General features: G+C 60.9%; 20 protein-coding genes and 5 pseudogenes. 9 read left to right on the forward strand and 16 right to left on the reverse strand.

What is annotated here, in order from left to right:
- Positions 1-267 precede the first annotated feature (267 nt).
- Entirely contained in the window at positions 268-666 is a 399-nt protein-coding gene (locus NKH90_RS11595; protein WP_352612663.1) for a hypothetical protein, read from the forward strand.
- Positions 667-1,082: 416 nt separating this feature from the next.
- Here the strand turns inward: NKH90_RS11595 and NKH90_RS11600 are convergent, their stop codons facing one another.
- From NKH90_RS11600 to NKH90_RS11615, 4 genes are all read right to left on the reverse strand, one after another.
- The gene (locus tag NKH90_RS11600; RefSeq protein ID WP_352819450.1) at positions 1,083-1,394 is read right to left on the reverse strand and encodes an FAD-dependent monooxygenase; all 312 of its coding nucleotides are present in this window, start codon (positions 1,392-1,394) and stop codon (positions 1,083-1,085) included.
- Positions 1,395-1,882: 488 nt separating this feature from the next.
- Positions 1,883-2,392: a ferritin-like domain-containing protein gene (locus NKH90_RS11605; protein WP_352819452.1), complete on the reverse strand. Its 510-nt coding sequence runs from the start codon at positions 2,390-2,392 to the stop codon at positions 1,883-1,885.
- Between the two features lie 276 nt (positions 2,393-2,668).
- Positions 2,669-2,944 (reverse strand): hypothetical protein, encoded by a 276-nt coding sequence (locus NKH90_RS11610; protein WP_352472968.1) that lies wholly within the window; start codon positions 2,942-2,944, stop codon positions 2,669-2,671.
- Between the two features lie 98 nt (positions 2,945-3,042).
- Positions 3,043-3,219: a hypothetical protein gene (locus tag NKH90_RS11615; protein WP_352819454.1), complete on the reverse strand. Its 177-nt coding sequence runs from the start codon at positions 3,217-3,219 to the stop codon at positions 3,043-3,045.
- A 178-nt stretch (positions 3,220-3,397) separates the two neighbouring features.
- Between NKH90_RS11615 and NKH90_RS11620 the strand changes: the two genes are divergently transcribed.
- Entirely contained in the window at positions 3,398-3,772 is a 375-nt protein-coding gene (locus NKH90_RS11620) for a hypothetical protein (protein ID WP_352819456.1), read from the forward strand.
- Positions 3,773-4,384: 612 nt separating this feature from the next.
- Here NKH90_RS11620 and NKH90_RS11625 read toward each other — a convergent pair.
- Positions 4,385-4,633, reverse strand: a complete 249-nt coding sequence (locus NKH90_RS11625; RefSeq protein ID WP_352472966.1) for a hypothetical protein — start codon at positions 4,631-4,633, stop codon at positions 4,385-4,387.
- 28 nt (positions 4,634-4,661) lie between these two features.
- Between NKH90_RS11625 and NKH90_RS11630 the strand changes: the two genes are divergently transcribed.
- On the forward strand, positions 4,662-8,087 hold the full coding sequence (locus tag NKH90_RS11630; RefSeq protein WP_352819458.1) for an acyl-[ACP]--phospholipid O-acyltransferase: 3,426 nt from the start codon (positions 4,662-4,664) through the stop codon (positions 8,085-8,087).
- A gap of 218 nt (positions 8,088-8,305) precedes the next feature.
- Here NKH90_RS11630 and NKH90_RS11635 read toward each other — a convergent pair whose 3' ends face one another.
- Both NKH90_RS11635 and NKH90_RS11640 read right to left on the reverse strand, forming a co-directional pair.
- On the reverse strand, positions 8,306-8,794 hold the full coding sequence (locus tag NKH90_RS11635; RefSeq protein ID WP_352503494.1) for a hypothetical protein: 489 nt from the start codon (positions 8,792-8,794) through the stop codon (positions 8,306-8,308).
- Positions 8,784-9,389 (reverse strand): cupin domain-containing protein, encoded by a 606-nt coding sequence (locus NKH90_RS11640; protein WP_352503495.1) that lies wholly within the window; start codon positions 9,387-9,389, stop codon positions 8,784-8,786. Before NKH90_RS11640 ends, NKH90_RS11635 begins: the two co-directional genes overlap by 11 nt.
- A gap of 336 nt (positions 9,390-9,725) precedes the next feature.
- Between NKH90_RS11640 and NKH90_RS11645 the strand changes: the two are divergent.
- The 4 genes and pseudogenes from NKH90_RS11645 to NKH90_RS11660 form a co-directional block, all read left to right on the forward strand.
- Positions 9,726-9,845, forward strand: a pseudogene (locus tag NKH90_RS11645) (phosphatidate cytidylyltransferase); the annotation flags it as partial.
- Between the two features lie 26 nt (positions 9,846-9,871).
- Complete coding sequence (locus tag NKH90_RS11650; protein WP_352819499.1) at positions 9,872-9,940, forward strand: hypothetical protein; 69 nt, start codon at positions 9,872-9,874, stop codon at positions 9,938-9,940.
- A gap of 101 nt (positions 9,941-10,041) precedes the next feature.
- Positions 10,042-11,199 (forward strand): putative hexosyltransferase, encoded by a 1,158-nt coding sequence (locus NKH90_RS11655; RefSeq protein ID WP_352819461.1) that lies wholly within the window; start codon positions 10,042-10,044, stop codon positions 11,197-11,199.
- The gene (locus NKH90_RS11660) at positions 11,186-11,818 is read left to right on the forward strand and encodes a hypothetical protein (protein WP_352819463.1); all 633 of its coding nucleotides are present in this window, start codon (positions 11,186-11,188) and stop codon (positions 11,816-11,818) included. Before NKH90_RS11655 ends, NKH90_RS11660 begins: the two co-directional genes overlap by 14 nt.
- Here the strand turns inward: NKH90_RS11660 and NKH90_RS11665 are convergent.
- The 4 genes and pseudogenes from NKH90_RS11665 to NKH90_RS11680 form a co-directional block, all read right to left on the reverse strand.
- Positions 11,815-12,255 (reverse strand): GtrA family protein, encoded by a 441-nt coding sequence (locus NKH90_RS11665; RefSeq protein ID WP_352819465.1) that lies wholly within the window; start codon positions 12,253-12,255, stop codon positions 11,815-11,817. The genes NKH90_RS11660 and NKH90_RS11665 overlap by 4 nt on opposite strands.
- Positions 12,248-12,940 carry a class I SAM-dependent methyltransferase gene (locus NKH90_RS11670; protein ID WP_352819466.1) on the reverse strand — a complete coding sequence of 231 codons (693 nt, stop codon included), beginning with the start codon at positions 12,938-12,940 and terminating at the stop codon, positions 12,248-12,250. The genes NKH90_RS11665 and NKH90_RS11670 overlap by 8 nt, the downstream gene beginning before the upstream one ends.
- Positions 12,915-13,985 carry a glycosyltransferase family 2 protein gene (locus NKH90_RS11675; RefSeq protein WP_502898817.1) on the reverse strand — a complete coding sequence of 357 codons (1,071 nt, stop codon included), beginning with the start codon at positions 13,983-13,985 and terminating at the stop codon, positions 12,915-12,917. The genes NKH90_RS11670 and NKH90_RS11675 overlap by 26 nt, the downstream gene beginning before the upstream one ends.
- 202 nt (positions 13,986-14,187) lie before the next feature.
- A pseudogene (locus tag NKH90_RS11680) lies at positions 14,188-14,301 on the reverse strand (elongation factor P); the annotation flags it as partial.
- Here NKH90_RS11680 and NKH90_RS11685 point away from each other — a divergent pair.
- Positions 14,302-14,927: pseudogene (locus tag NKH90_RS11685) on the forward strand (OB-fold nucleic acid binding domain-containing protein); the annotation flags it as partial.
- Between the two features lie 71 nt (positions 14,928-14,998).
- Here NKH90_RS11685 and NKH90_RS11690 read toward each other — a convergent pair.
- From NKH90_RS11690 to NKH90_RS11705, 4 genes and pseudogenes are all read right to left on the reverse strand, one after another.
- A pseudogene (locus tag NKH90_RS11690) lies at positions 14,999-15,259 on the reverse strand (CopG family transcriptional regulator); the annotation flags it as partial.
- Between the two features lie 10 nt (positions 15,260-15,269).
- Positions 15,270-15,821: pseudogene (locus NKH90_RS11695) on the reverse strand (type IV secretory system conjugative DNA transfer family protein); the annotation flags it as partial.
- Positions 15,755-16,879 carry an S-adenosylmethionine:tRNA ribosyltransferase-isomerase gene (locus NKH90_RS11700; protein WP_352770914.1) on the reverse strand — a complete coding sequence of 375 codons (1,125 nt, stop codon included), beginning with the start codon at positions 16,877-16,879 and terminating at the stop codon, positions 15,755-15,757. The gene NKH90_RS11700 and the pseudogene NKH90_RS11695, both read right to left, overlap by 67 nt.
- Positions 16,876-17,598, reverse strand: coding sequence for an SDR family NAD(P)-dependent oxidoreductase (locus NKH90_RS11705; RefSeq protein ID WP_352770912.1), 723 nt, complete (start codon positions 17,596-17,598; stop codon positions 16,876-16,878). The genes NKH90_RS11700 and NKH90_RS11705 overlap by 4 nt, the downstream gene beginning before the upstream one ends.
- Positions 17,599-17,692: 94 nt before the next feature.
- On the opposite strand from NKH90_RS11705, the gene soxR reads away from it, so the two are divergent.
- Positions 17,693-18,118, forward strand: coding sequence for a redox-sensitive transcriptional activator SoxR (gene soxR / locus NKH90_RS11710; RefSeq protein WP_502898818.1), 426 nt, complete (start codon positions 17,693-17,695; stop codon positions 18,116-18,118).
- A 353-nt stretch (positions 18,119-18,471) separates the two neighbouring features.
- On the opposite strand, the gene NKH90_RS11715 is transcribed toward soxR, so the two are convergent.
- Positions 18,472-19,344 carry a ferritin-like domain-containing protein gene (locus NKH90_RS11715; RefSeq protein ID WP_352472952.1) on the reverse strand — a complete coding sequence of 291 codons (873 nt, stop codon included), beginning with the start codon at positions 19,342-19,344 and terminating at the stop codon, positions 18,472-18,474.
- Between the last annotated feature and the right edge of the window lie 338 nt (positions 19,345-19,682).

Genomic DNA, 19,682 nt, shown 5'->3' on the forward strand with positions numbered 1-19,682 from the left:
GGCCTTCTTCATTGCATGTCCTCAAACTTGCACCGGCAGATGATCGGACCATACGCGGCAAGATGAAAGATGGTTGCGGTATTTTCCAATGATATGTTTAACCTCCGTGCTGGGCGGCTTCAGGGCGACATGCGAAAGCACCTGTGGGATCACTGTCAGGGTCGATGGAATATATCCTCATTACCTTGTTATGGACCGGCCCCACCAGGAACTCTTTGGATAAGTGGCCGTTTCCTCGACATACGGAAAAGCCTATCGGAGGTTCACATGTTTATACGAATAGTAAGCGCGTCGGCGCTCGTCCTTGCTTTCGCGTCGCCGGGCTTTGCCGACTGCGGCCAAGAGTTGAAAGTGCTTGAGCCGAACGTCATCACCGCCGAAACGGGCGCGAGCCCAAATAAATCAGGCATCCCGGCGACGAAGCACCAAGAGGAGGTCATGGCCGGCAAGCAGCAGGGGGGTAATCCTGAAATCACCGGATCAACGGCGGGAAATGTGAAGCCAACCACACCTCATCAGGAGCAAGTGACTGGCAACCGTAGCGCCCAGAATGCCGAACATCCTAGCCAGCTAATGGCGGAAGCTCACAAGATGTCCCAAGCTGGCGACGAGCAAGGCTGCATGAAAAAATTGGCAGAACTCAAGGACGCCCTTGGCGTCAAGTGAACGCCAGATTGCCGGATGTTTCGAAGGCAGACACCGCCAGGATCGCTCGCTTGAAAGCCTGATGGAGTCGACACCGCGGAGCAAGCGCCATCGGCCACCCTTCGATTTGAAACTGCTCGCATTTCTACGGCGGCAGCTGCCGTCTTCTGGTCGCTGCATCGACCAGTTCGCGAGCGTGATTTAGACGATTTTGCGAGTATCAACTTCGCGACGCCTTTCGCCAAAAGACGCCGCGCGGTGACCGCCTCGTGGAAGGCAAGGTCAGATCGGCATAACGCGCGTCCACGGTTCCGGCCCGAACGGGCACGGCTGGGCGAGACCTTTGAGTTTCGGGTGCACGGACGGGTGTCAGGTGCGGGTGGATGGCGAAACCTGCGCAACAAGCGAGGCCAGCGCCAACGCCCCGGCTGCGGTGTTCACGATGACTGCGGAAGGCGTTGTGTTGGGCCAGCGCTACCTGACGGCCTCGCAATCGCCTCGACCAGATCGACCTGCGGCGGCAGGCTTTTTGCCGGATCTTTGAACCATTTCTGAAGCCGCGCGAGTGCTTGTGCGAGGGTGCCGTGAATAAGGGGCCGACGCTCGGTGTCGTAGCTGTCAGGCAGGGCAGAGCCCGCTTCTCGACGGATGACCATGGCAAGCTTCCACGCGAGATTTTGAGCATCATGAATGCCTGAATTGCCGCCGAACGCCCCGTCGGAGGCGTCAGATACGCCGCGTCGCGCCATGTAAGTTCCCTCGTTGGGCTGGGCTGACTGGAACGCTGACTGGAACGCTGACAGGAACCTCTCCTCGTCGCTGGTGCGCCTTGCCGCTGTCGGGACGAACTTTCTTCCATCCGGCTTGGCGCTGCCGGTGCCTGCGCACGCACTGCTCAGTGATCAGGGAGAGTGTTCTCGGGCATTCCGCTATCGCGACCTCGTTTCGAACGTTTTAACACGCCCCCTCAAGCTTGATCCCGCCGAGCGCTGCACTAGCCCTTCCGATCTTGGCTATTGCCAATGCGTGTTCGACCAGGCTTGCGCAGACGAACGCTTCAACTCTCAAAGTCACGACGCCGCAATATTTGCATCACTCGTCGTAGCAATTTCTGGAAATGCGCAACTCGACAACCGCCTGCTACAGCCAGGCGTGTTCGTCGTCCAGCCTTCACCAAGGGGACGCGCTGGCGGACGAATCCCCATCACCCAGTTCACGATGACTGCGTCCCACCCGCTCACCGCTTGGCGCTGTCACTGTCGGCTTCGGCCCGAACAAGGAACTGCTCGGTCGTGGAGGGAAGACGGGATTTCAGCCAATCCGCCATCGCGACTTCCTCTCGCAGATTCTCTTCGCAAGCCCGAAGTACCTCGCTTTCGCCGAGCGATCGAGCAGCGGCAATCAGGATCGTGTAGGAGGCGATTTCCATGTGCTCGAACGTGTAGCTCGCGAGCGATCCTTTCATCACCTCGTCTCCAGCGAAGACGCCGCTCAGCGATTGCGCCATCGCCGTCAGCTTACCGCCAGCATCCTTCATCGTGGATGAACCCTCGTCCATCTGATCGAGACAAGTCTTCAGCCGGGCAGCCTGCTGCTTGGTCTCGTCGAGGTGCTGTCGGATCCGGTCGCTCAGTTCGGGATAATTCTCGATACGGCTCAACTGCCCGTTCAACATCGTTTCTGCCTGCTCTTCCATGGCATGAGCGTCTCTAAGCCATTGGACAAACCATTCCCGGCTTTCTGACATTTCGAATCTCCTTTGCTATTTAAGGAAAAACTTTCAGAAGAAGACATTGTTCCGGAGCAAAGCCGCGGGACAGGCTTGATCCTGCCAGAGGATCCGCGCCGTCGGCGGATCTCAATTCACCTCTCGAAATCCTCAGCAATGCGGGTGAGGGCCAAGATCGCGGAAGATCGGCGCCAGGAAAACGGGCCATGGACGCGAGACGCGCCGATCAACCACACGTGCTCCCCGCTGCGCGTTCCATTACAAAGTCCAACTGGCACTGTGAGGGCGAAGGATCTAGCCTGTCAGTTTTGTGAAGTCGTGGCGCCGCGCGCGAACATGTGCCAGCAAATTCGTTTCGTTTACGACCCCTGATTGAAAGAGATTCAGCGTGGTCGAGGCCAGAATCTGACCGTCTATCGGGGTGCTGTACCATTTGGCGTCGGCGGTTACCTGGTCGACAACCCGCTGGCAGATCGCCCGATCTTTAGGTCTAAGGAACTGATTTTTCAGTGCTCGTAGCATCTCGACGCCTTGAAACCGAGAGTCACCTGTCTCCCGCGCGATACCCATGCGTGGTCTCCGAGCATGGACCCTAAACGCATTCAGACAGAAAATTGCCATTCGTTTGAGTGGTACCGATGTCGCGTGGATAAGCGGCGGTCCGCGAGCTAATCCACCATGTCGCGCAGCGGCTTCTTGCGCTTTGGCGTCCTGTACTTCTCGACCCGCCTGACCTTGTCGATGTCGATCGTCACCAGCGGTCCCAGATCGACAGTCACCCTGCCGCCTTCCTCGTCTACGCGTGTGATCTCTCCGGTAAGCTCGATCTGCTGCCCCTTCTTCACCTTGGTATGATCGATGATCGAATGCGGAAAGCTATAGCTCGGAATCGAGACGTTTACGCAGTGCTGGGTGACCCGTTTGCGAAGGCGGCCGGGATCGCCACCTCGTCACGAATGGAAATTCCGGGCGCCGTTCCATGAGTCTGGTGCGCTCGGCGCCTTACTCAAGATATTGCTAATTATGGATGAGCCCGCTTCCTCCAATCGATGGATGAAGCCGATCGTGGGCCGGTGCTACTTTGATGCATCGCGCGCCTTACCCGACAAGAGCTGGCTCCAGGGGCAAAATATGAGCAAGACGACTCTCATTGCTATCGCAATCCTCGCGATCAGTGTCGGCTGTGCCGAAGCCAAGGACCGTAAGGTCGAAACGGCGACCCACCGTAAGGTCGAAACCGCGACCCTCGGCACGTATGCCAATTCGAAGAACCTGCCGGTTTGTACAGCGGCAAGCTCACTCTTCGAAGTCCTCGGTGATAAATGTTTTCTCGTCACAGGTTCGATGATCTATGGCGACATCGCCGAACTCTCCCGGACAATCACTTTGAGTTGGTAGCCGAGGCAACAACCTCCCAGCGCATTCTCCGGTATGAAGCTGCGTCGCAGGGGCTGCCTTCGCCCAGATATCGACCCAGTCTTCGCGCGTCGTCAATACCGGCGCAATCCCCAGTCACCACGGGCCTCTCCAAAATTCTTATGCCGTCCGCACCTGCGGTCGAGCGTGTCGCGCCAACACAGCAGCGCCTCTGCATCGTTTGGGCAACCCAACCATAGCTTCCGGTCCGGAAACTCGCTTACGCGTCTCATCGTCCATTCGGCAGTGGAAAATTAGGCCGATTTGGCAGTGCTCAGAATCGCGTAGCTGTCCTGCGATCCGCTCGGAGAGGATGGCGAGTGGTTGCGGCAACTGCGCCTCAAGCTGGCTGGCGACCGCCGTCTGCAGCCCGCTGCTGCGGAGCAGCGCTGACGCTGCGTTCGTCCGGACCGTCGCAAGACCGCTTGATTGTATCCGGCCTGGAGACAGACAAACGCCGGCGCAACCTCACCCTGAAACAAAAGACAATATCGATGACCTTCAACAGCTATGCTCCGAAGGGTTCAAGCGCCTGCAAACATTCACCGTGCCAATTTCGCCATCGCCGCTTCGATAATGACGGCGCCATCAATTTCATGGAGCAAGCTTTGCCGCCAAGGGGTTCTGCCCGATGGCGGCGATCAGGCTCGTGCATACCTCGATCACCATCACCAAGATCCTGCGAGACGCAGAAGAGGCGAGCCGCTTCATGAAGCGGCTAGAAGACCCCAAACCCAAAAGCCGCTGATCGATTTGAGCCGCAGTAACGAAGTGTAACCGGGTTCCCACTACAAGAAGCTCAAACCGCGCAAGACCGCTGATCGATACGGCCACGATCTTCAACGGTCTTGCCCTAACGGAAGCCGCCCCAATGGAAATCGCCACGAACGGCCAAACGACTAGCCATCTGATGACGTCACGGCGCTTTGCACCTCTCTTCTGGACGCAGTTCCTTTCCGCCTTCAACGACAATTTCCTCAAGAACACGCTGGTGTTCCTTATTCTGTTCACCCTGGCGGCGGACAAGGCTGCATCACTGGTCACGCTGGCGGGTGCCGTCTTCATGGCTCCTTTCCTGCTCCTGTCCGCCGTTGGTGGCGAGATCGCCGACCGGTTCGACAAGGCGCTCATCGCCCGTCGGCTGAAATTCACCGAGATCGCCGCTGCGGCTGTCGCTGTCGTTGGAATCACCCTGTCGTCGATCCCGGTGCTGATGATCGCGTTGCTCATGTTCGGCATCATCTCGGCGCTGTTCGGACCGATCAAGTACGGCATCCTGCCGGATCATCTCGAGCGCAAGGAATTGCCCCGCGCCAATGCCTGGATCGAATCGGCAACCTTCGCCGCCATCCTCGGCGGCACTATCGCCGGAGGCGTCGTCTCGGCCGATGGCATTGGCGTCTCGGTGTTCGGGCCGATCATGATGATCCTTGCCGTGGCCTGTTGGTTTGTCAGCCGCTACATCCCGTCCACCGGTTCTGCGGCTCCCGACCTAGTCATCGACAAAAACATCTTTCGCTCGACCTGGCGACAGGTGAACGGTTTGCGTGCCGACAAGCGGATCTGGCGCGCCGGACTGATGACGTCGTGGTTCTGGCTGATCGGGGCCATTGTCCTTTCGATCCTGCCTACATTGGTCAAGGATTCGCTCGGTGGCGGAGAAATCGCTGTCACCGCCTATCTAGCGGTGTTCGCCGTGTCGATCGCCATTGGCTCTGCCATAGCCGCATGGATGTCGCAGGGCCGCATCGTGCTCTTGCCAGCCCCGGTTGGCACTGCGTTGATGGCACTGTTCGGCTTGGACCTGGCCTGGACCATCTGGAGCATGCAGCCTTCGATCGGGGCCGAAACGCTCGCAATTTTCTTCGCCGGGCCAAACACGGTCCATGTTGCGGTCGACCTTGCCGGCATGGCTATTGCCAGCGCCTTTCTTGTCGTACCAACCTTCGCCGCCGTACAAGCCTGGGCGCCCGAAGCCAGCCGCGCTCGCGTCGTCGCGGCGGTGAGCATAGTCAATGCAGGCTTTATGACGGTGGGCGGCATACTTGTCGCCGCGATTCAAGCAGTGGGCGTCTCCACTGGAGGTATCCTGTTCGGCCTCGCCGCGCTCAACGTGGTCGCCGCCTGGCTGATGCTGAGATATCTGCCAACCAACGCCTTCCGCGACTTCGTTTCCATTCTGTTCCGAGCCTTCCATCGTCTGGAGGTGGAGGGGCTGGAAAACCTTAAGGCGGCCGGCCCGGCACCCATCCTGGCGCTCAACCATGTCAGTTTCCTCGACGGCCCATTGGCTTTGACGCTGACGGATGAGGAGCCGGTGTTTGCCATCGACTACACCATCGCCCAAGCCTGGTGGATGAAGCCGTTCATGAAACTTGCGCGCGCCCTGCCGCTCAATCCGGCCAAGCCGATGTCGACCCGCACGCTTATCAAGGCCGTGCAAGGCGGCAATCCGCTTGTCATCTTCCCCGAAGGCCGGATCACCGTGACCGGCGGCCTGATGAAGGTCTATGACGGTGGCGCCATGGTGGCCGACAAGACCGGCTCGATGATCGTGCCAGTGCGCATCGACGGCCTGGAGAAGAGCTATTTTTCGCGGCTGAGTTCGCTGCATGTGCGCCGCCAGCTGTTCCCAAAGGTCAAGGTGACGATACTAGAACCGGCCAAACTTGAAGTACCGCCGGATCTCAAGGGCCGGAAGCGCCGCGCAGCGGCGGGTGCTGCCCTCTACCAGGTCATGTCGGATCTCGTCTTCCGCACCCAGGACATCGACAAGACTGTGCTGGAGAAGATCATCCAGACGGCGAGCGAACGCGGCATGAAGCAACTGGCTGTGCAGGACCCCGTCACCGGTTCGCTGAGCTACGGCAAGCTGCTGACAGCCGCCGCCGTGCTTGGAGAGAAATTCAAGAACCTCTATGCCGGCCAGCAGACGCTCGGCATCATGCTGCCCAATGCCAACGGCGCCTGTGCGACGCTGCTCGGCGTCATGTCCGCCGGCAAGGTTCCGGCGATGATGAACTTCACTGCCGGTGCGGCCAACATCCTCTCCGCTTGCAAGGCCGCCGAGGTGCGCACCGTGCTGACTTCACGCGCCTTTGTCGAACAAGCGAAACTTGGCGCCGTGGTCGAGGAACTCGGCCGCTCGGTCGATATTGTGTGGCTTGATGATCTGAGGGCCACCATTGGCCTCAAGGACAAGCTGCTCGGCCTATTGCGCAAAAATACACCCCGGGTCGCCCGCAAGCCCGGCCAACCGGCGGTGATCCTGTTCACCTCAGGTTCTGAAGGCATGCCTAAGGGCGTGGTGCTCACCCATCGCAACATCCTGGCTAATGCCGCCCAGGCCGCCTCGCGTATCGACTTCCATTCGGGCGACAAGGTCTTCAACGTGCTGCCGATCTTCCACTCGTTCGGCATGACAGCAGGTACGGTGCTGCCGCTGATATCGGGCGTGCCGGTCTATTTCTATCCCTCCCCGCTGCACTATCGCATGGTGCCGGAGTTGGTCTACGCATCGAACGCGACGATCATCTTCGGCACCGATACGTTCCTCAGCGGCTATGCGCGTACGGCACACCCTTACGACTTCCGCTCAGTGCGCTATTGCTTTGCCGGCGCGGAACCCGTCAAGGCTTCTACGCGCGCGACCTACATGGAAAAGTTCGGCCTGCGCATCCTTGAAGGCTATGGCGTGACCGAAACCGCGCCCGTGATCTCCATCAACACGCCGATGTACAACCGCTCCGGCAGTGTCGGCAAAATCATGCCGGGTATGGAGTACCGCCTGGACCCGGTGCCTGGCGTCGAGGATGGCGGACGGCTTTTCGTGCGCGGGCCCAATGTCATGGCGGGCTATCTGCGCACCGAGAAGCCGGGCGTGCTCGAGCCGCTCGAAGACGGCTGGCATGACACCGGTGACGTGGTCGCCGTCGACGACGTCGGCTTCATCACCATTCGAGGCCGCGCGAAGCGCTTTGCCAAGATCGGTGGCGAGATGGTTTCGCTGGCCGCCGTCGAGGCACTGGCGGGCGAATTGTGGAAAGGCTCGCTCTCGGCAGTCGCTGCCGTGCCAGATGCGCGCAAGGGCGAAAAGCTGGTCCTCATTACCGAGGCTGTCAACGCCACGCGTGCCGAATTCCTGGCCTTCGCCAGGGCCAACGGCGCCATGGACCTGATGGTGCCGGCCGAAGTGCGCGTCGTTGCGAAAGTGCCTGTCCTCGGCTCAGGCAAGCTCGATTTCTCCGCTGTGATCAAAATGGTGAGCGGCGAAGACATGAAAACCCAAGCGGCTTGAACGACTCGCTTTTACGGGTAACTTTTGTGTATCTCGGTTGAGAACACGGGACCGCCGCGAAAGTTCGGTGCACGCAGCGCCATGCGAACGAGCTGCAGCTGGCGAAAACGATGGTGCAGGGTCGATGCGCTCATTTGCACATGCCGCGAGCTCGTCGATGCTGAACTGTCGAGGCGGCGGTCATAGAACTGGCAAGCGAGGACCATTGGCTTGTCCGACTATCGTTGCGCCTTCAGCAGACGCTCGAGCGTTGAAAAGTCACTCATGTCGCGGTAGGGCGTCAGGTCAAGATCCTTGGGGATCTTCTTGAGCTTCTCTTCGGAGATCGGTTTTTCGTTCTTTTTGTTGAAGGCCTGGTAAGCGGACCAGCCAACACCCGCCGCCTTCACTGCATCGCGTTCGGCTCGAAGAGCGATTTGATGCGCGTGCAGATAATGAAGCCCGAGTTCGTCTAGGAGCGCCTTTTCAACGATTTCGTGCGTTAGCAGAAATGGGGCAAGCCGGACCTTGGCCGATTTCCAATCCATAGTGCGAGGCATATGGCGATCGATATAAATCGTTCTGCCATCTTTGCTGTATCCAGCAATGTAGGGGATATCGAAATCATGAACGATCTTCACCCGACGATGCAGCGCCCGCACAGCGTCACTCAGTACATCATCGTCCAAGTCTTCGGAAACGTGGCGGACTTCATCTTCAAGCTTCATTTTTTCCACACTGACACCAGCGGCGCTTTGCTCCCATAGACCCGATCCTTGCGTTGACGGCCAACGTGGGAATCGTTCGTAATGCCCGCTCATGTTCCTGGGCTGTCGTGCATTCGTCATAAGCGTCGGATGCGGGAAAAGCGCCGACCACCAGGAAACCAGCAGACTCGGAGAAACATTGGTGACCGGTGCCGGCCGGAAGAACTGCCATATCGCCGGCCTTCCAGGACAATGTACGGCCCCTGTTGCCCCCGAACCGAACCTTGCCGGTGCCGCCCGCAACCCCAAGCACTTCATTTTTGCGGGAATGGTAATGGACGTAGTGGTAGATGCCGTCCCGCCAGCCGCTACTCCAGCCATTGGCCTCGAAAAGCTCTTCCAGCACGGCTGCGGAATCAAATTGTTCCACCGACCTTACGGCGCCGCGACAGACGACAAACGGCCAGAAGGGGTGGTTCGGCACGAGGCCGTCATCCTTGAACCGAAATTCGAGTGGCTTCTTCATCTTCACGAATTCGGCGAGTTCTTGCTTTCTCGGTCGCGCGATACCCGTCGCCTGCTCGGTAGCTTTCTTCAGGCTCTCGAGAATGCCCACGGCGAATCCTTGCGCTGGATGAGACAGCGGCGAAAGCCTCCGCTCTGGTCTCAACAAATCTCAACCAGCGACACCGCACTTTGTTCCTTTTGTCGAATGGCCGCTATTAAACTGCGGCCCGCGAGGAGAACTGAAACTCAGAGAAGCGCCCGCATGTCGGCCGCTCAGTTGGTGCCTGCCGGAGTTGAACGAGAATTGTCTTGGCGGTACTGCGCCAGAAGGCATTCGCGTCCTCCAGGTTTTTGGATTCCAGGACCCGGGCGATACCTTCGACCTAATTTCCGCCGCCGATTCAGCGGAAACGCGCTTATGTTGAATGATCGATCACCTCACCCGGATCGCCCAAGCTTCGAAGGCCGCAACCTGTTGCTGATCGCTTTCCTGATTATCACCGTGCAAGGCAGCGACGTGCTGCAATTTATCTTCGGCAAGCTGTTCGGCCGGCATCTCCTGGCGCGGTGGCGGAAGCGAAACTCACCGCCGTGCCGTACTTTACCTGGGACAATCGCGACCCCGGCGAGATGCTGGTCTGGCTCAGAAGCGCGGGGTAGCTCTATCGCCATCTGAGCCGCGTTGCATGCCTTGAATTCGCCTGGGCGCGCGTCATCTAGCTTTGAGTGGCGCCAGTCACTTGAACGGGTGGAGGCAGATTGTGGCGCTCGAAGCTGTCGCGCGTCCGAACGCCGGTGGCCGCTTTATTGCGGTCGTGGTGGTGCCGCTGCTATTGGTCGTCGGTGGACTGGCCATTCGCTATGCGGCATTTGCCTCGATCTCGGCGGAACCAGGCTTCGCAGCCTATGCCCAGGCGCTCTGCCGGTGGGATTGCGCGTGGTATGTCGACATTTCCGAACACGGTTATGAGCGCTTTCCCATTCCAAACCAGAGCAATGTCGGACGCTGGGGCTTCTTTCCACTCTATCCGATGCTGGTGGCGGCAATCCGGTCTGTTTTCCCTTTGCCGACGATACTGCTCGCGTCGATCACATCGGTTGCGTGCAGCTACGCGGCCTGTCTGGTGGCGTGGCCGCTGCTCGAGAAGAACATGCGCGCTTATGTGCTATATTGCGCCTTTCTGCTCAGCGGCCCGTTCTCCTTTCACTTCACGACTTTCCTGACCGAACCTCTTTTCGTGCTCCTGACGTCGTGCGTTTTTCTGGCACTCAAACGCTCTAGCTATCTGACCGCGGGGCTGTCATCGGCTCTGCTGTCGGCAACCAGGCTCGTCGGAGTGCTTGTTGTATTTGCGACCGTCATTCAGATGTTCAGGGATTACCGCGCAAAGGGCGGATCGGCGCTTTCGTTCCCACGTTGGGTGCTTGGCCGACCGGATCTGCTCGTTGCAATTCTCATCTCGCCTGCCGGCTTGTTCGCCTACATCCTGTTCCTCTATCTGACGGTCGGGGACGGCTTTGCCTTCCTGCACGTCCAGCGTGCGTTTGGACGTGTGGCGGGCAATCCGCTCGCCTTCATATGGGATGGACTCTCGGCCGTTCCGACGACTGGGTGGCTGCCTACGGCGCCGCAATGGAGCGCGCTCGCCGCACTCATAGGACTGGCACTATCGGCGGTTCTGGCGGTTCGCAGGCAATATGGCGCCGCGTTGTTCTGCGCCTGCTGCATCATCCTGCCGCTGATCACGAACCTGGCCTCGATGGTCAGATACGTCATTGGGCTTGCGCCTCTGACAATGTTGCTGACCACGTTGTTGTCGGCGTCGAAGCTGACTTTTCTTGCGACTCTGGGTCTCTTCCTGGGCGCCTGCTATTTCATGACCGTCGCGTGGATCGGGGGCTATCTTGCCCTGGTCTAGCACTCCGGGCCCGCATCGGCGCGGGGCCTCGCTTGGCGGCTACACGCTGGCGGCGGTTCTGGCGGGGGCAGAAATCATCATCCTTGCGCTTGCTCTCAATCCAGACGTCAATTCCGACTATCGCGCCTATTACATCGGCCGGACGACTACCTGCCTCAATCGCGATGCGGTCGGCAGCTACACACTTGGCGAGACGGTGTCGTTCCGGTCCGACGGAGCCAAAAAGGCAACCGGCATGATGGTCTGTGGCTGGTCGGGGCCGGTAGCCGACGGCACCCATTCGCTGGGCGAGACCTCGCGGCTTCGCCTGGACATACCGCAGCTTCGCGACGGCCTGACCGCCACGCTGCAAATGGCCGCCGTCATTCGTCCGCCCCAGATCATGCAAAGGGTTGTGATCTCGGTGAACGGCGTTCGGGTGCATGCGGTGACGCTGTCCGGCAAAGAGCCACGCACCGTCTCGTTCGTCATCCCACCGGCGGCTCTCGCCGAGGCCAAGACACTCGACATCGCCTTCGACTACCTCGACGGCATTCCGCAAACTCCTGCCGCCAGCAACATCTATAAGCGCTCCATCAAATTGTTGTCGCTCCGGCTCGATTCCATTGACGCGGATTAGGGCGGGCGATCACGCTGCTGGCCGCGTCTTCGCTGCGCAAAAACCCAGCGGTCGAGCATGAGGAGATTGACCGCTGGAACAAGCAAGCATGTAACCAGGATGGAAATTATCGGCGGCAGACTGAGTTTCGCAGTCAAAAGCGCCGGCGCCGCGTAAGCCACCGCGAAGCCGGTTGCCGTCAGCAAGAGAAAACGCGGAGCCTCCGATCGATGCGATCCGCTCGACGCGAAGGTCACGAACTTATGCGCGAGATAAGAAAACAGGGCGGCAGCGGTATAAGCTGCGAGCGAGGCACCGACCGGCGAGAGGCCGAACCGTTGCCATTCGACCAAAGCGGTGGCCATCACTGCATATAGGATCGTTGCAGCGATGCCGACCGACCCGAAGCGCGCCAGCAGCCTCAGCCCGTCGTCGCCGGTCGAACGGCGCTCAGACATGCGCACTGCACGCATACTGCGCTCCAAGCGGCAAAGGCGCGAATACGCGCTCGACTCTTCTGGCCAAGGGCCTTGCCGAGGGTAGCAGCAGAAAATGCTCGGAGCGGATGTCGCTGAAGCCTGTTTCCTGAAAGAGGGACCTTGCTCTGGCGGCTTTGAGCAGGACTGCGTCGTGATCGAACGGACACCGGAACACCGCAAGGCGCGTCATCGGATTGTAGGGATTGTGCTCGATGATGCAGGCGACCCCGCCTGGCCGCACGACGCGCCGCATTTTCAGGAAGAAATCGAGCCAGGAGGAGGGCGGAACGTGATGGACGACGCAACTGGCGAAAGCCAGATCGAACGTGCCGTCCTCATAAGGCAGCCCCTGCGTGCTGCAGGTCCTGTAGGCCACACGCGGATTGTGTTGGCTGGCGCGCAAAATCGAGTCTTGCGAGACGTCGCAGCCATCGAGGCTGTCGAAAGCGCCGTCGAGGTAGCGGTGGAGCGAACCGACGCCGCAGCCGACATCCAGCGCCCTTACAGCCGACCCATCCTGCCGAAGCTTTCGCTCGACCACCAGACGCCGCAGCAGGTCCGCCTTGGCGACAAGGAAGAAGTCGTGCCTGAGTCCGGAAAACCGGATGGACCCTTCGACCGCCTCGCCATAGTTGGAATTATAGCTGTCGAAGAGTTCGGCCATTGGCGGGGACTCCACTCCTGGGCTTGTGAAACGATAGGCGGCGCTCACCAGAGACGGTACGCATCGCCTCGTCGAAGCCGGTGAGCCGATTAATCACATAAAGCGGGCGGCGTTTCACCTCGGCGTGGATGCTGCCAACGTAGAGCCCGACCACACCGGTCATGAAAAGATTGATGCCGCACAGGAGCGACACGATCACCACTGTGGATGTCCACCCGGCAATGATGCCGGTTTCAAAAAACGAGGCAAAGATGGCATAGGCGCCAAAGACCACCGCAAGCGCGGAAATGGCCAATCCGCCCCAGAGCGCCAGGCGTAAGGGCTTCTCGGAGAAACTGACGATGCCGTGAACCGCAAGGTGCACCATCTTCCAGAATGGGTATTTGGTCTGGCCCAGGGTTCGCGCGTGGCGCTCAAATGGCACGGTCGTTTGCTTGAAGCCCATCCAGCCGAACATGCCCCTGACGAAGCGGTCATGTTCGGGCATACGCTTGAAGGTTTCCAGCGGCTTGCGGCCGACCAGGCGGAAGTCGCCGACGTCGCGCGGAATATCGACCGACGTCATTTTCTCCAGCAGGCGATAGAAAAGACTTGCCGTAAAGCGCTTGAACCAGGATTCGCCCTCGCGCTTGACCCGGCGGGCATAGACGATCTCGAAGCCTTCCTTCCACTTGGCCACCAGATCGAGAACGACTTCCGGCGGATCCTGCAGGTCGGCATCCATGACGATGACGGCATCGCCCGCAGCGGCGTCCATACCGGCGGTAATCGCCACTTGGTGGCCGAAATTGCGGGAAAATTCGATCAGCCGAAAGCGCGGCTCGGCGGCAACCACTTTTTGGAGGTATTCGACGCTTCCATCGAGGCTTCCATCATCGACGAAGATGGTCTCGGTTTCGCCGTCCAGCCGGTCGATAAGCGAACTGATCCGCTCGATCAGCCGAGGCAGCACCTGTTCTTCATTGTATATGGGCAGGACGAGCGAGTAGCGAGGCGGTGATCTGTTCACCGTCATTCCAGGGCCGTGGACCACAGAGTCTCGCATGCGGTTGAAAATGTAACGAAAGCTACAAAGTTCCAAAGGTGTGCAAGAAACTGCTAATTTAGCTAGTTCTTGATTAAATGCCGGTTCTCAGTGAGAGATGAGCGTCCGCGCCGAGGCGCGAACTCGATAGGTCGCCAGCGAGGTTCGTCTGGTGATACGCCAGCACAAAGCTGTTTGACCGCCCTGAAGATCGCTGCACGCCCTCCTTCGCGCGCTCCACGTAGGCGCCATCGGCAGTCATCACCACGACGCGGGTGCCGGCGCTGATGTATAGCGGTACCAGCGCGCGCACGCCGTTGGACAGCGTTGCCGGTTTCGCGACGAACCTCTGCCGCTGTTGCGGCCGCTGCTTGCCGTAAGAAGAAGACTTTGCCCGAGATCCACCAGCCTGTTGTTGCGCTCAGGCCCATGACGGCCGGCCGCGACGTTGTCGAGGATTATGGCCATGTCGGGCTGACCTTGCGCAGCCATCCGGCGTCGTTTCTGCGTGCCGATCTTCGCCGGCGCAGCATCGTGACCTGTCAGGAGGCCATGCAGGCGCGAGACAGAAGCTGGCTCGAGGCTGCCGGCCTGGTTTTGGTCCGGCAACGGCCAGGCTCGGCCAAAGGCGTCATGTTCCTCACCGTGGAGGATGAGACGGGCGCCGCCAACGTCGTCGTCTGGGTCAAGGTATTCGAGAAGTTCCGTCGCGTGCTTCTTTCGTCGGCCATGCTCGGCGTGCGCGGCCGCATCCAGCGGGAAGGGGAGGTGGTGCATCTCGTCTCCCATCAGTTGATCGAACTGCCGGCCGAGCTGGCCAGTCTGGGAAACCGCGAGACGCCGTTTCCCGTGCCGCATGGCCGCGGTGACGAAGCCCATTACGGCGCGCCGGGTGTCGATCCGCGGAGCCTGCCGAAGGGCCGAAACATCGTCGATCCATACGAGCACATCGACGGCATCTAGGTGAAGACGCGGGATTTCCGATAGAAGCTGCAGCGGATATATCGTCATCATGTGGTAGTCTGGCCCGCATGACGCACGAAAACGGCGAGCATCTCGACCGAGATGCCGACATCGCGCTCCATGAGCGGCATGCGGCGATCGAGCTGGTCGAGGCGCTTGGTCGTCGCGGCCTGTTGTCGCTCGGCGGCGTCCGGCGACAGGAAGGATGCGATGGCCGCCTCTGCAATCAGCGTGCGCGATTGGTCACGTCGTGCCGCGTGGGCCGCGAGCGCCTTCATCACCTCGGGTTCGAGACAGACCGACAGGCGCTGCTTCTTCGACGGATTGGCCACGGGCGCCTCGCAGCTCCATGGCGTCGTTCGGATCGAGCGAGACCTGGCGGGCCATGCCCTGCATAATCTGGTTGCCGCGGCTGATCCGCGCAGTGTCGTCATCGACCTCGTCATCGAAGCCGCCGTCGAAATCGTTCTCGATCGGCGCCCTCTTCTCCACCGGCGCGGCGCGGTTCAGCTCGGGCTGTTGACGCCGTTCCGATCCCGTTGGATCTTCGTCGCCGATGTCTGCGGCGCCGGCTGCGTCGGCCGACACGATGCTCGCCGGCCTGGCCCGAAGCGGCAGCCGGGCTCCAGTCGTCCGGGCCCGGCTGTGCCGGCCTGGTAAGCACCGGCGGCGCCATGATCCGGTCCTTGAAACGGCGATCCTCGTAGCGCGCCTTCTTCGCGCGGATCGGCGGCGTAGCCGCCACCATGACGATCTCGTCGGCGGGCGGGAGCTGCATGATCTCGCCCGGATCAGCAACGGTCTGGCGGTCTCGGAGCGCGACACCATCAGATGGCCAAGCCAGGGCGAGAGCCGATGGCCCGCATAGTTGCGCATGGCGCGCATCTCGGGAGCACCTCGGCGCGGTTCCGCTCGCGCGATAGAAGCAGCGGTTGGCGATTGAGCAGCATGGAATCGCCGAATTCATGCGCGCGGTATCGATACGCGATGAAGGCTGCGGAGGCCTTGGCGAGCAGAGCATCGTCGGCAAAGGCGCGCAGGAGCTCGAAATGGCTTTCGCCGGGCTGGTGGACGCCCGTGAGAACCGCATCGACCACGCGAAGCCGCGTGCCCCGCGCGATGCGCCCTGTCGCAATGCCATTTCCGGCACGCGCATTGCCGCCGGGATTGGCGGCTGCCTCAAGTGCGCGCACTACGCTCGTGCCGATCGCAATGATGCGGCTGCCGCGCAGCTTCGCCCACGCGACCTGCGCCGCGGTGTGCCCAGGGATGCGGTATGGCTCGTCGAAGGGAAGGCGCGAGTCGAGCGCGGGATCGCCGGTAGAAGAGACGCCCGCAGCATGCGTGAGTGTTGCAAAGCCAACGTCGTGCCGACGCCAGGCTTGGAGCGTGCGCCAGTCGAGCGCGAAGCCTGCCGATGGCGCCTCGAACGCGACCGGCCCGGCGGCAATCTTCGTCCAAACATCCCACAGTGCCAACGGCTCGGGAACATGCGCGTATTGGATCGGCCGGCCGTGCTGCGCCAGTCCTGCAAGCACCGCTGCGCGATTGCCTGGGAAGTGCAACTCGAGAAGGCGTGGATGGTCGAGAAGGCGCTCGACGACGGCGTCAAGCGAGCCGAGCCGGAGGCGATCGCCTGGTGACAGCGGAGGTGGAGGCAGCCGGTCTTCCGTGCGCGTGCGGTGATCGCCCGAGCCGAAGGCAATCGCCACGAATCGGGTTGGATCGGGAAATGATAGCCAGCCCGCCAGGCGGATCTCGATCGCCTCACCGCTTGGGACATGCGTGCCGTGCAAGCTGGCAGGCAAGGTCGCGGCGTCATTGGCGACGACCAGATCGCCGGGGTTGAACAGCGTCGCGAGTCCAGCTCGCGGCAGGTCGCGCATCGTGCCGTCCGCCTGGACGACGAACAGCCTGGCGGAGCGCCGATCGGGACGATCGGCGGCAATCATCCATGTGCTCCGGCCAGAAGCGTAGAGCGGACAGGCAACGCGTCGAGCATCTTTTCGATGATCTCGGCAGCTGCCTTCTCGGGGCGCTTCAAGGTCGCCGGATCAGCATCAGGGATCGCGAGCGCGTGCAGTGGGGTGTCCATATCGCCGGGGTCAAGCGCGAGGAGCCGGATGCCGTCTGCCTTCGCCTCCTCGTCCCAAATCGCCGTCAGATGGGCAAGAGCGGCCTTGCTCGCGCCGTATGCTCCCCAGCCGGGATAGGCGTTCACCGCGGCGTCGCTGGAAAGGTTGATCACCAGCGCGCCACGGCCGCCGCGCGCGGACGCCGCAAGCGCACCGAAAAGAGCCTTCGTCAGCCGGAACGCGCCGACCAGGTTGACCGCGAGCGCCGTTTCCAGCTCCTCGCACTCAGTATCGGCGAGGAGCGCCAGAGGGACAGGGCCGAGGCTCGAGGCATTGTTGATCAGGACGTCGAGCCCGCCGAGGCTCGCGGTTACCTGTAGCGCGATCGAGTAAGTGTCCTCTTTCTTGCCGACGTCGCCGACAATGCCGTGCGCGCCCGTCTCGTCAGCGATGCGTGCGACGTTCGCGGCGGTGCGGGCGACGAAGGCGACCCACGCACCCTGTGCGGCAAGCTGCCGCACAAGCGCCAGTCCGAGGCCGGACGTGCCGCCCGTGACCGCCACGCGAAGTCCCTGAAGTTCGATATTCGTCTGCATTGCCAGTGCTCCCTTAATCCGTATGCCTCTTGCTACAAGTTCAAGTTAACTTGAAGTCAAGCGGGAATTGTGCTTTCGTTCATGCATGGATTCCATGTTGACCATCACCGACGTGTCACGGCGCAGCGGCGTCGCCTCATCGGCCCTGCGCTTCTACGAGGAGCGCGGGCTGATCGCGTCCGAGCGGGCCGGCTCGGGACACAGACGCTACCCGCGATCCGCGCTGCGCCGAATCGCCTTCATCGTCTTCGCGCAGCGAATTGGGCTGACGCTTGAGGAGATCGGCGCCGAGCTTGCCAAGTTGCCAGCCGATCGCATGCCGTCGCGTCGGGATTGGTCGCGGTTGTCGGGCCAGTGGACCAAGCGCATAGACCAGCGCATCGCCGAGTTGCAGCGCCTGAGGTCGGGGCTTACCGAGTGCATCGGTTGCGGCTGCCTGTCGATGGACCGGTGTAGCCTTGCGAACCCTGCCGATATGGCAGGACGCAAGGGGCCGGGGCCGAGGTATTGGCTGGGGTGATTTGGCAGCGTGCCTGTCCCTATTGCAGAACTCGGCAGCGCAAGACTTCGCCAAGTGCGAGACGCTGCCAGGTAAGGGCGCGGCGGCCCTGATGTTAATTCAGGAATCGCGCTGAACCGGACAGCTCCTGCTGTCTCAAAATCGCGGTCAACAAGGGGTCAGAACAAGAGCTGCTCCAAATCGACGCGATGGAACGCTCCCGCTCCGCGGGGTTGCATCGTTAGGATGGACAACCGGGAGCGCAAGACTCCTGCGGCGGATTTGATTCGTGATCGTCGCGCAGCCGTACCAGCAGTGCCGCCCGCAGGCCCGCTGCATCTCTTCCGGCGATGCGATCGCCTGTCGCGAGCGACTCAGGTGCTCTTCAGGGTTCCGTTCATCCCTTCCGGATAGAAGCCGCCCTTGCTCACGCCATCCTTATCGGTGAGATAGACGATCCGCAGCACTTCCTGCGGCGTCCTGGTGAACGCGATCGCGTCGGGCGTCGAGGGAACGAAATTGGCCTTGCCATTCACCTGGATGCCCTGGTCCTTGTCTTCCGGCCCGTCGATCTTGTCTCGTGCGTCCGAGACGGCGTTGGCGGCCTTCCAGGCTTTCTCTCCCTTCCGGTACAGTGTGGAGCGCGCCATTCCCATGTGGTAGGCCTCGACCGCCAATATGCCGGCGGCGGCGGCGAGAAACTCCTTGTTCTTCAGAACCGTCGCGGCACCGGCATAGGCGGTGACGCCGACATCCTCGAACAGCATGCCGCCGAGAACGAAGTTCGTTTCGTTGCCGAAGGGGTCGAAGTCCCGCCCGAGGCCCGCTGCCTCCGCAACCGCCTTGAACCCCGCATCGAAATCGATGGCCGGCCTGTCGACTGCGTTCTTTGCAAGCGTCTTGCGGTAGAACCGGACATGCGCGAGTTCGTTTTCAGCAACCTCTTGCATGAATTCGCCGATGGCGGGTGTCTCGAAGGACACTTTCTTTCCGCCGACGACATCGCCGGGTTTGGAACCGGCATCGGCAGCGTCGATGCCTTTTCCGGTGGTGCCGCGAAGATAATATTCGGCCTCCATGTATTCCAGGTTGAGCGCAAAGCGGAAGATGTCTTCGTCCTGCACTTCCTCCTTGGCATAGGCGCGAGAAACCGGCGCCAGGCCCGTTGTGGCGGCGAGGCTGGCTCCCAGCCCAAATTGCAATGCGCGGCGACGGGAAAGGTGGAGTGAAGGGATGGCACGTATCATGGCTTCCTCCCAAAAGCCCGCCGGCATCATCTGTTGGCGTCCGATCTCCGATCGCGGGCCACGCGCCCAACTCCGCCATAGGCGAAATGTTCCTTTAAAGGTCGGACTTTGCAGGGGTCGTGCTCCGGATCAATGGCTTTTTGGGCGCGTAACGTCGGAGTTGGCATCGACTATTTGTGACCAAGCCTCGACTCTAGACATTGAGGTGACACATTATGAGCCGGATAGTGCCCGCGTCAGCACGGTCGACCAAGAACTCGAAACGCAAGTCGGCAAGCTAAGGGCCGGAGGGAAACGAGCGGGCCGTGATAACCCAGGACAGCAAGGATGACTGGAGG

Origin of the sequence: Mesorhizobium sp. M0898 (assembly GCF_040319695.1) — a bacterium.
Taxonomy (GTDB): Bacteria; Pseudomonadota; Alphaproteobacteria; order Rhizobiales; family Rhizobiaceae; genus Mesorhizobium.

Excerpts from the sequence above, each read along its gene's own strand:
- NKH90_RS11610 (WP_352472968.1), bottom strand. The coding sequence starts at position 2,944 with ATGGGTATCGCGCGGGAGACAGGTGACTCTCGGTTTCAAGGCGTCGAG.
- NKH90_RS11675 (WP_502898817.1), bottom strand. The coding sequence starts at position 13,985 with ATGCGAGACTCTGTGGTCCACGGCCCTGGAATGACGGTGAACAGATCA.
- NKH90_RS11620 (WP_352819456.1), top strand. The coding sequence starts at position 3,398 with ATGGATGAGCCCGCTTCCTCCAATCGATGGATGAAGCCGATCGTGGGC.
- NKH90_RS11700 (WP_352770914.1), bottom strand. The coding sequence starts at position 16,879 with ATGATTGCCGCCGATCGTCCCGATCGGCGCTCCGCCAGGCTGTTCGTC.
- NKH90_RS11630 (WP_352819458.1), top strand. The coding sequence starts at position 4,662 with ATGGAAATCGCCACGAACGGCCAAACGACTAGCCATCTGATGACGTCA.
- NKH90_RS11600 (WP_352819450.1), bottom strand. The coding sequence starts at position 1,394 with ATGGCGCGACGCGGCGTATCTGACGCCTCCGACGGGGCGTTCGGCGGC.
- NKH90_RS11605 (WP_352819452.1), bottom strand. The coding sequence starts at position 2,392 with ATGTCAGAAAGCCGGGAATGGTTTGTCCAATGGCTTAGAGACGCTCAT.
- NKH90_RS11635 (WP_352503494.1), bottom strand. The coding sequence starts at position 8,794 with ATGAAGCTTGAAGATGAAGTCCGCCACGTTTCCGAAGACTTGGACGAT.
- NKH90_RS11715 (WP_352472952.1), bottom strand. The coding sequence starts at position 19,344 with ATGATACGTGCCATCCCTTCACTCCACCTTTCCCGTCGCCGCGCATTG.
- NKH90_RS11595 (WP_352612663.1), top strand. The coding sequence starts at position 268 with ATGTTTATACGAATAGTAAGCGCGTCGGCGCTCGTCCTTGCTTTCGCG.
- soxR (WP_502898818.1), top strand. The coding sequence starts at position 17,693 with ATGTTGACCATCACCGACGTGTCACGGCGCAGCGGCGTCGCCTCATCG.
- NKH90_RS11705 (WP_352770912.1), bottom strand. The coding sequence starts at position 17,598 with ATGCAGACGAATATCGAACTTCAGGGACTTCGCGTGGCGGTCACGGGC.
- NKH90_RS11665 (WP_352819465.1), bottom strand. The coding sequence starts at position 12,255 with ATGTCTGAGCGCCGTTCGACCGGCGACGACGGGCTGAGGCTGCTGGCG.
- NKH90_RS11670 (WP_352819466.1), bottom strand. The coding sequence starts at position 12,940 with ATGGCCGAACTCTTCGACAGCTATAATTCCAACTATGGCGAGGCGGTC.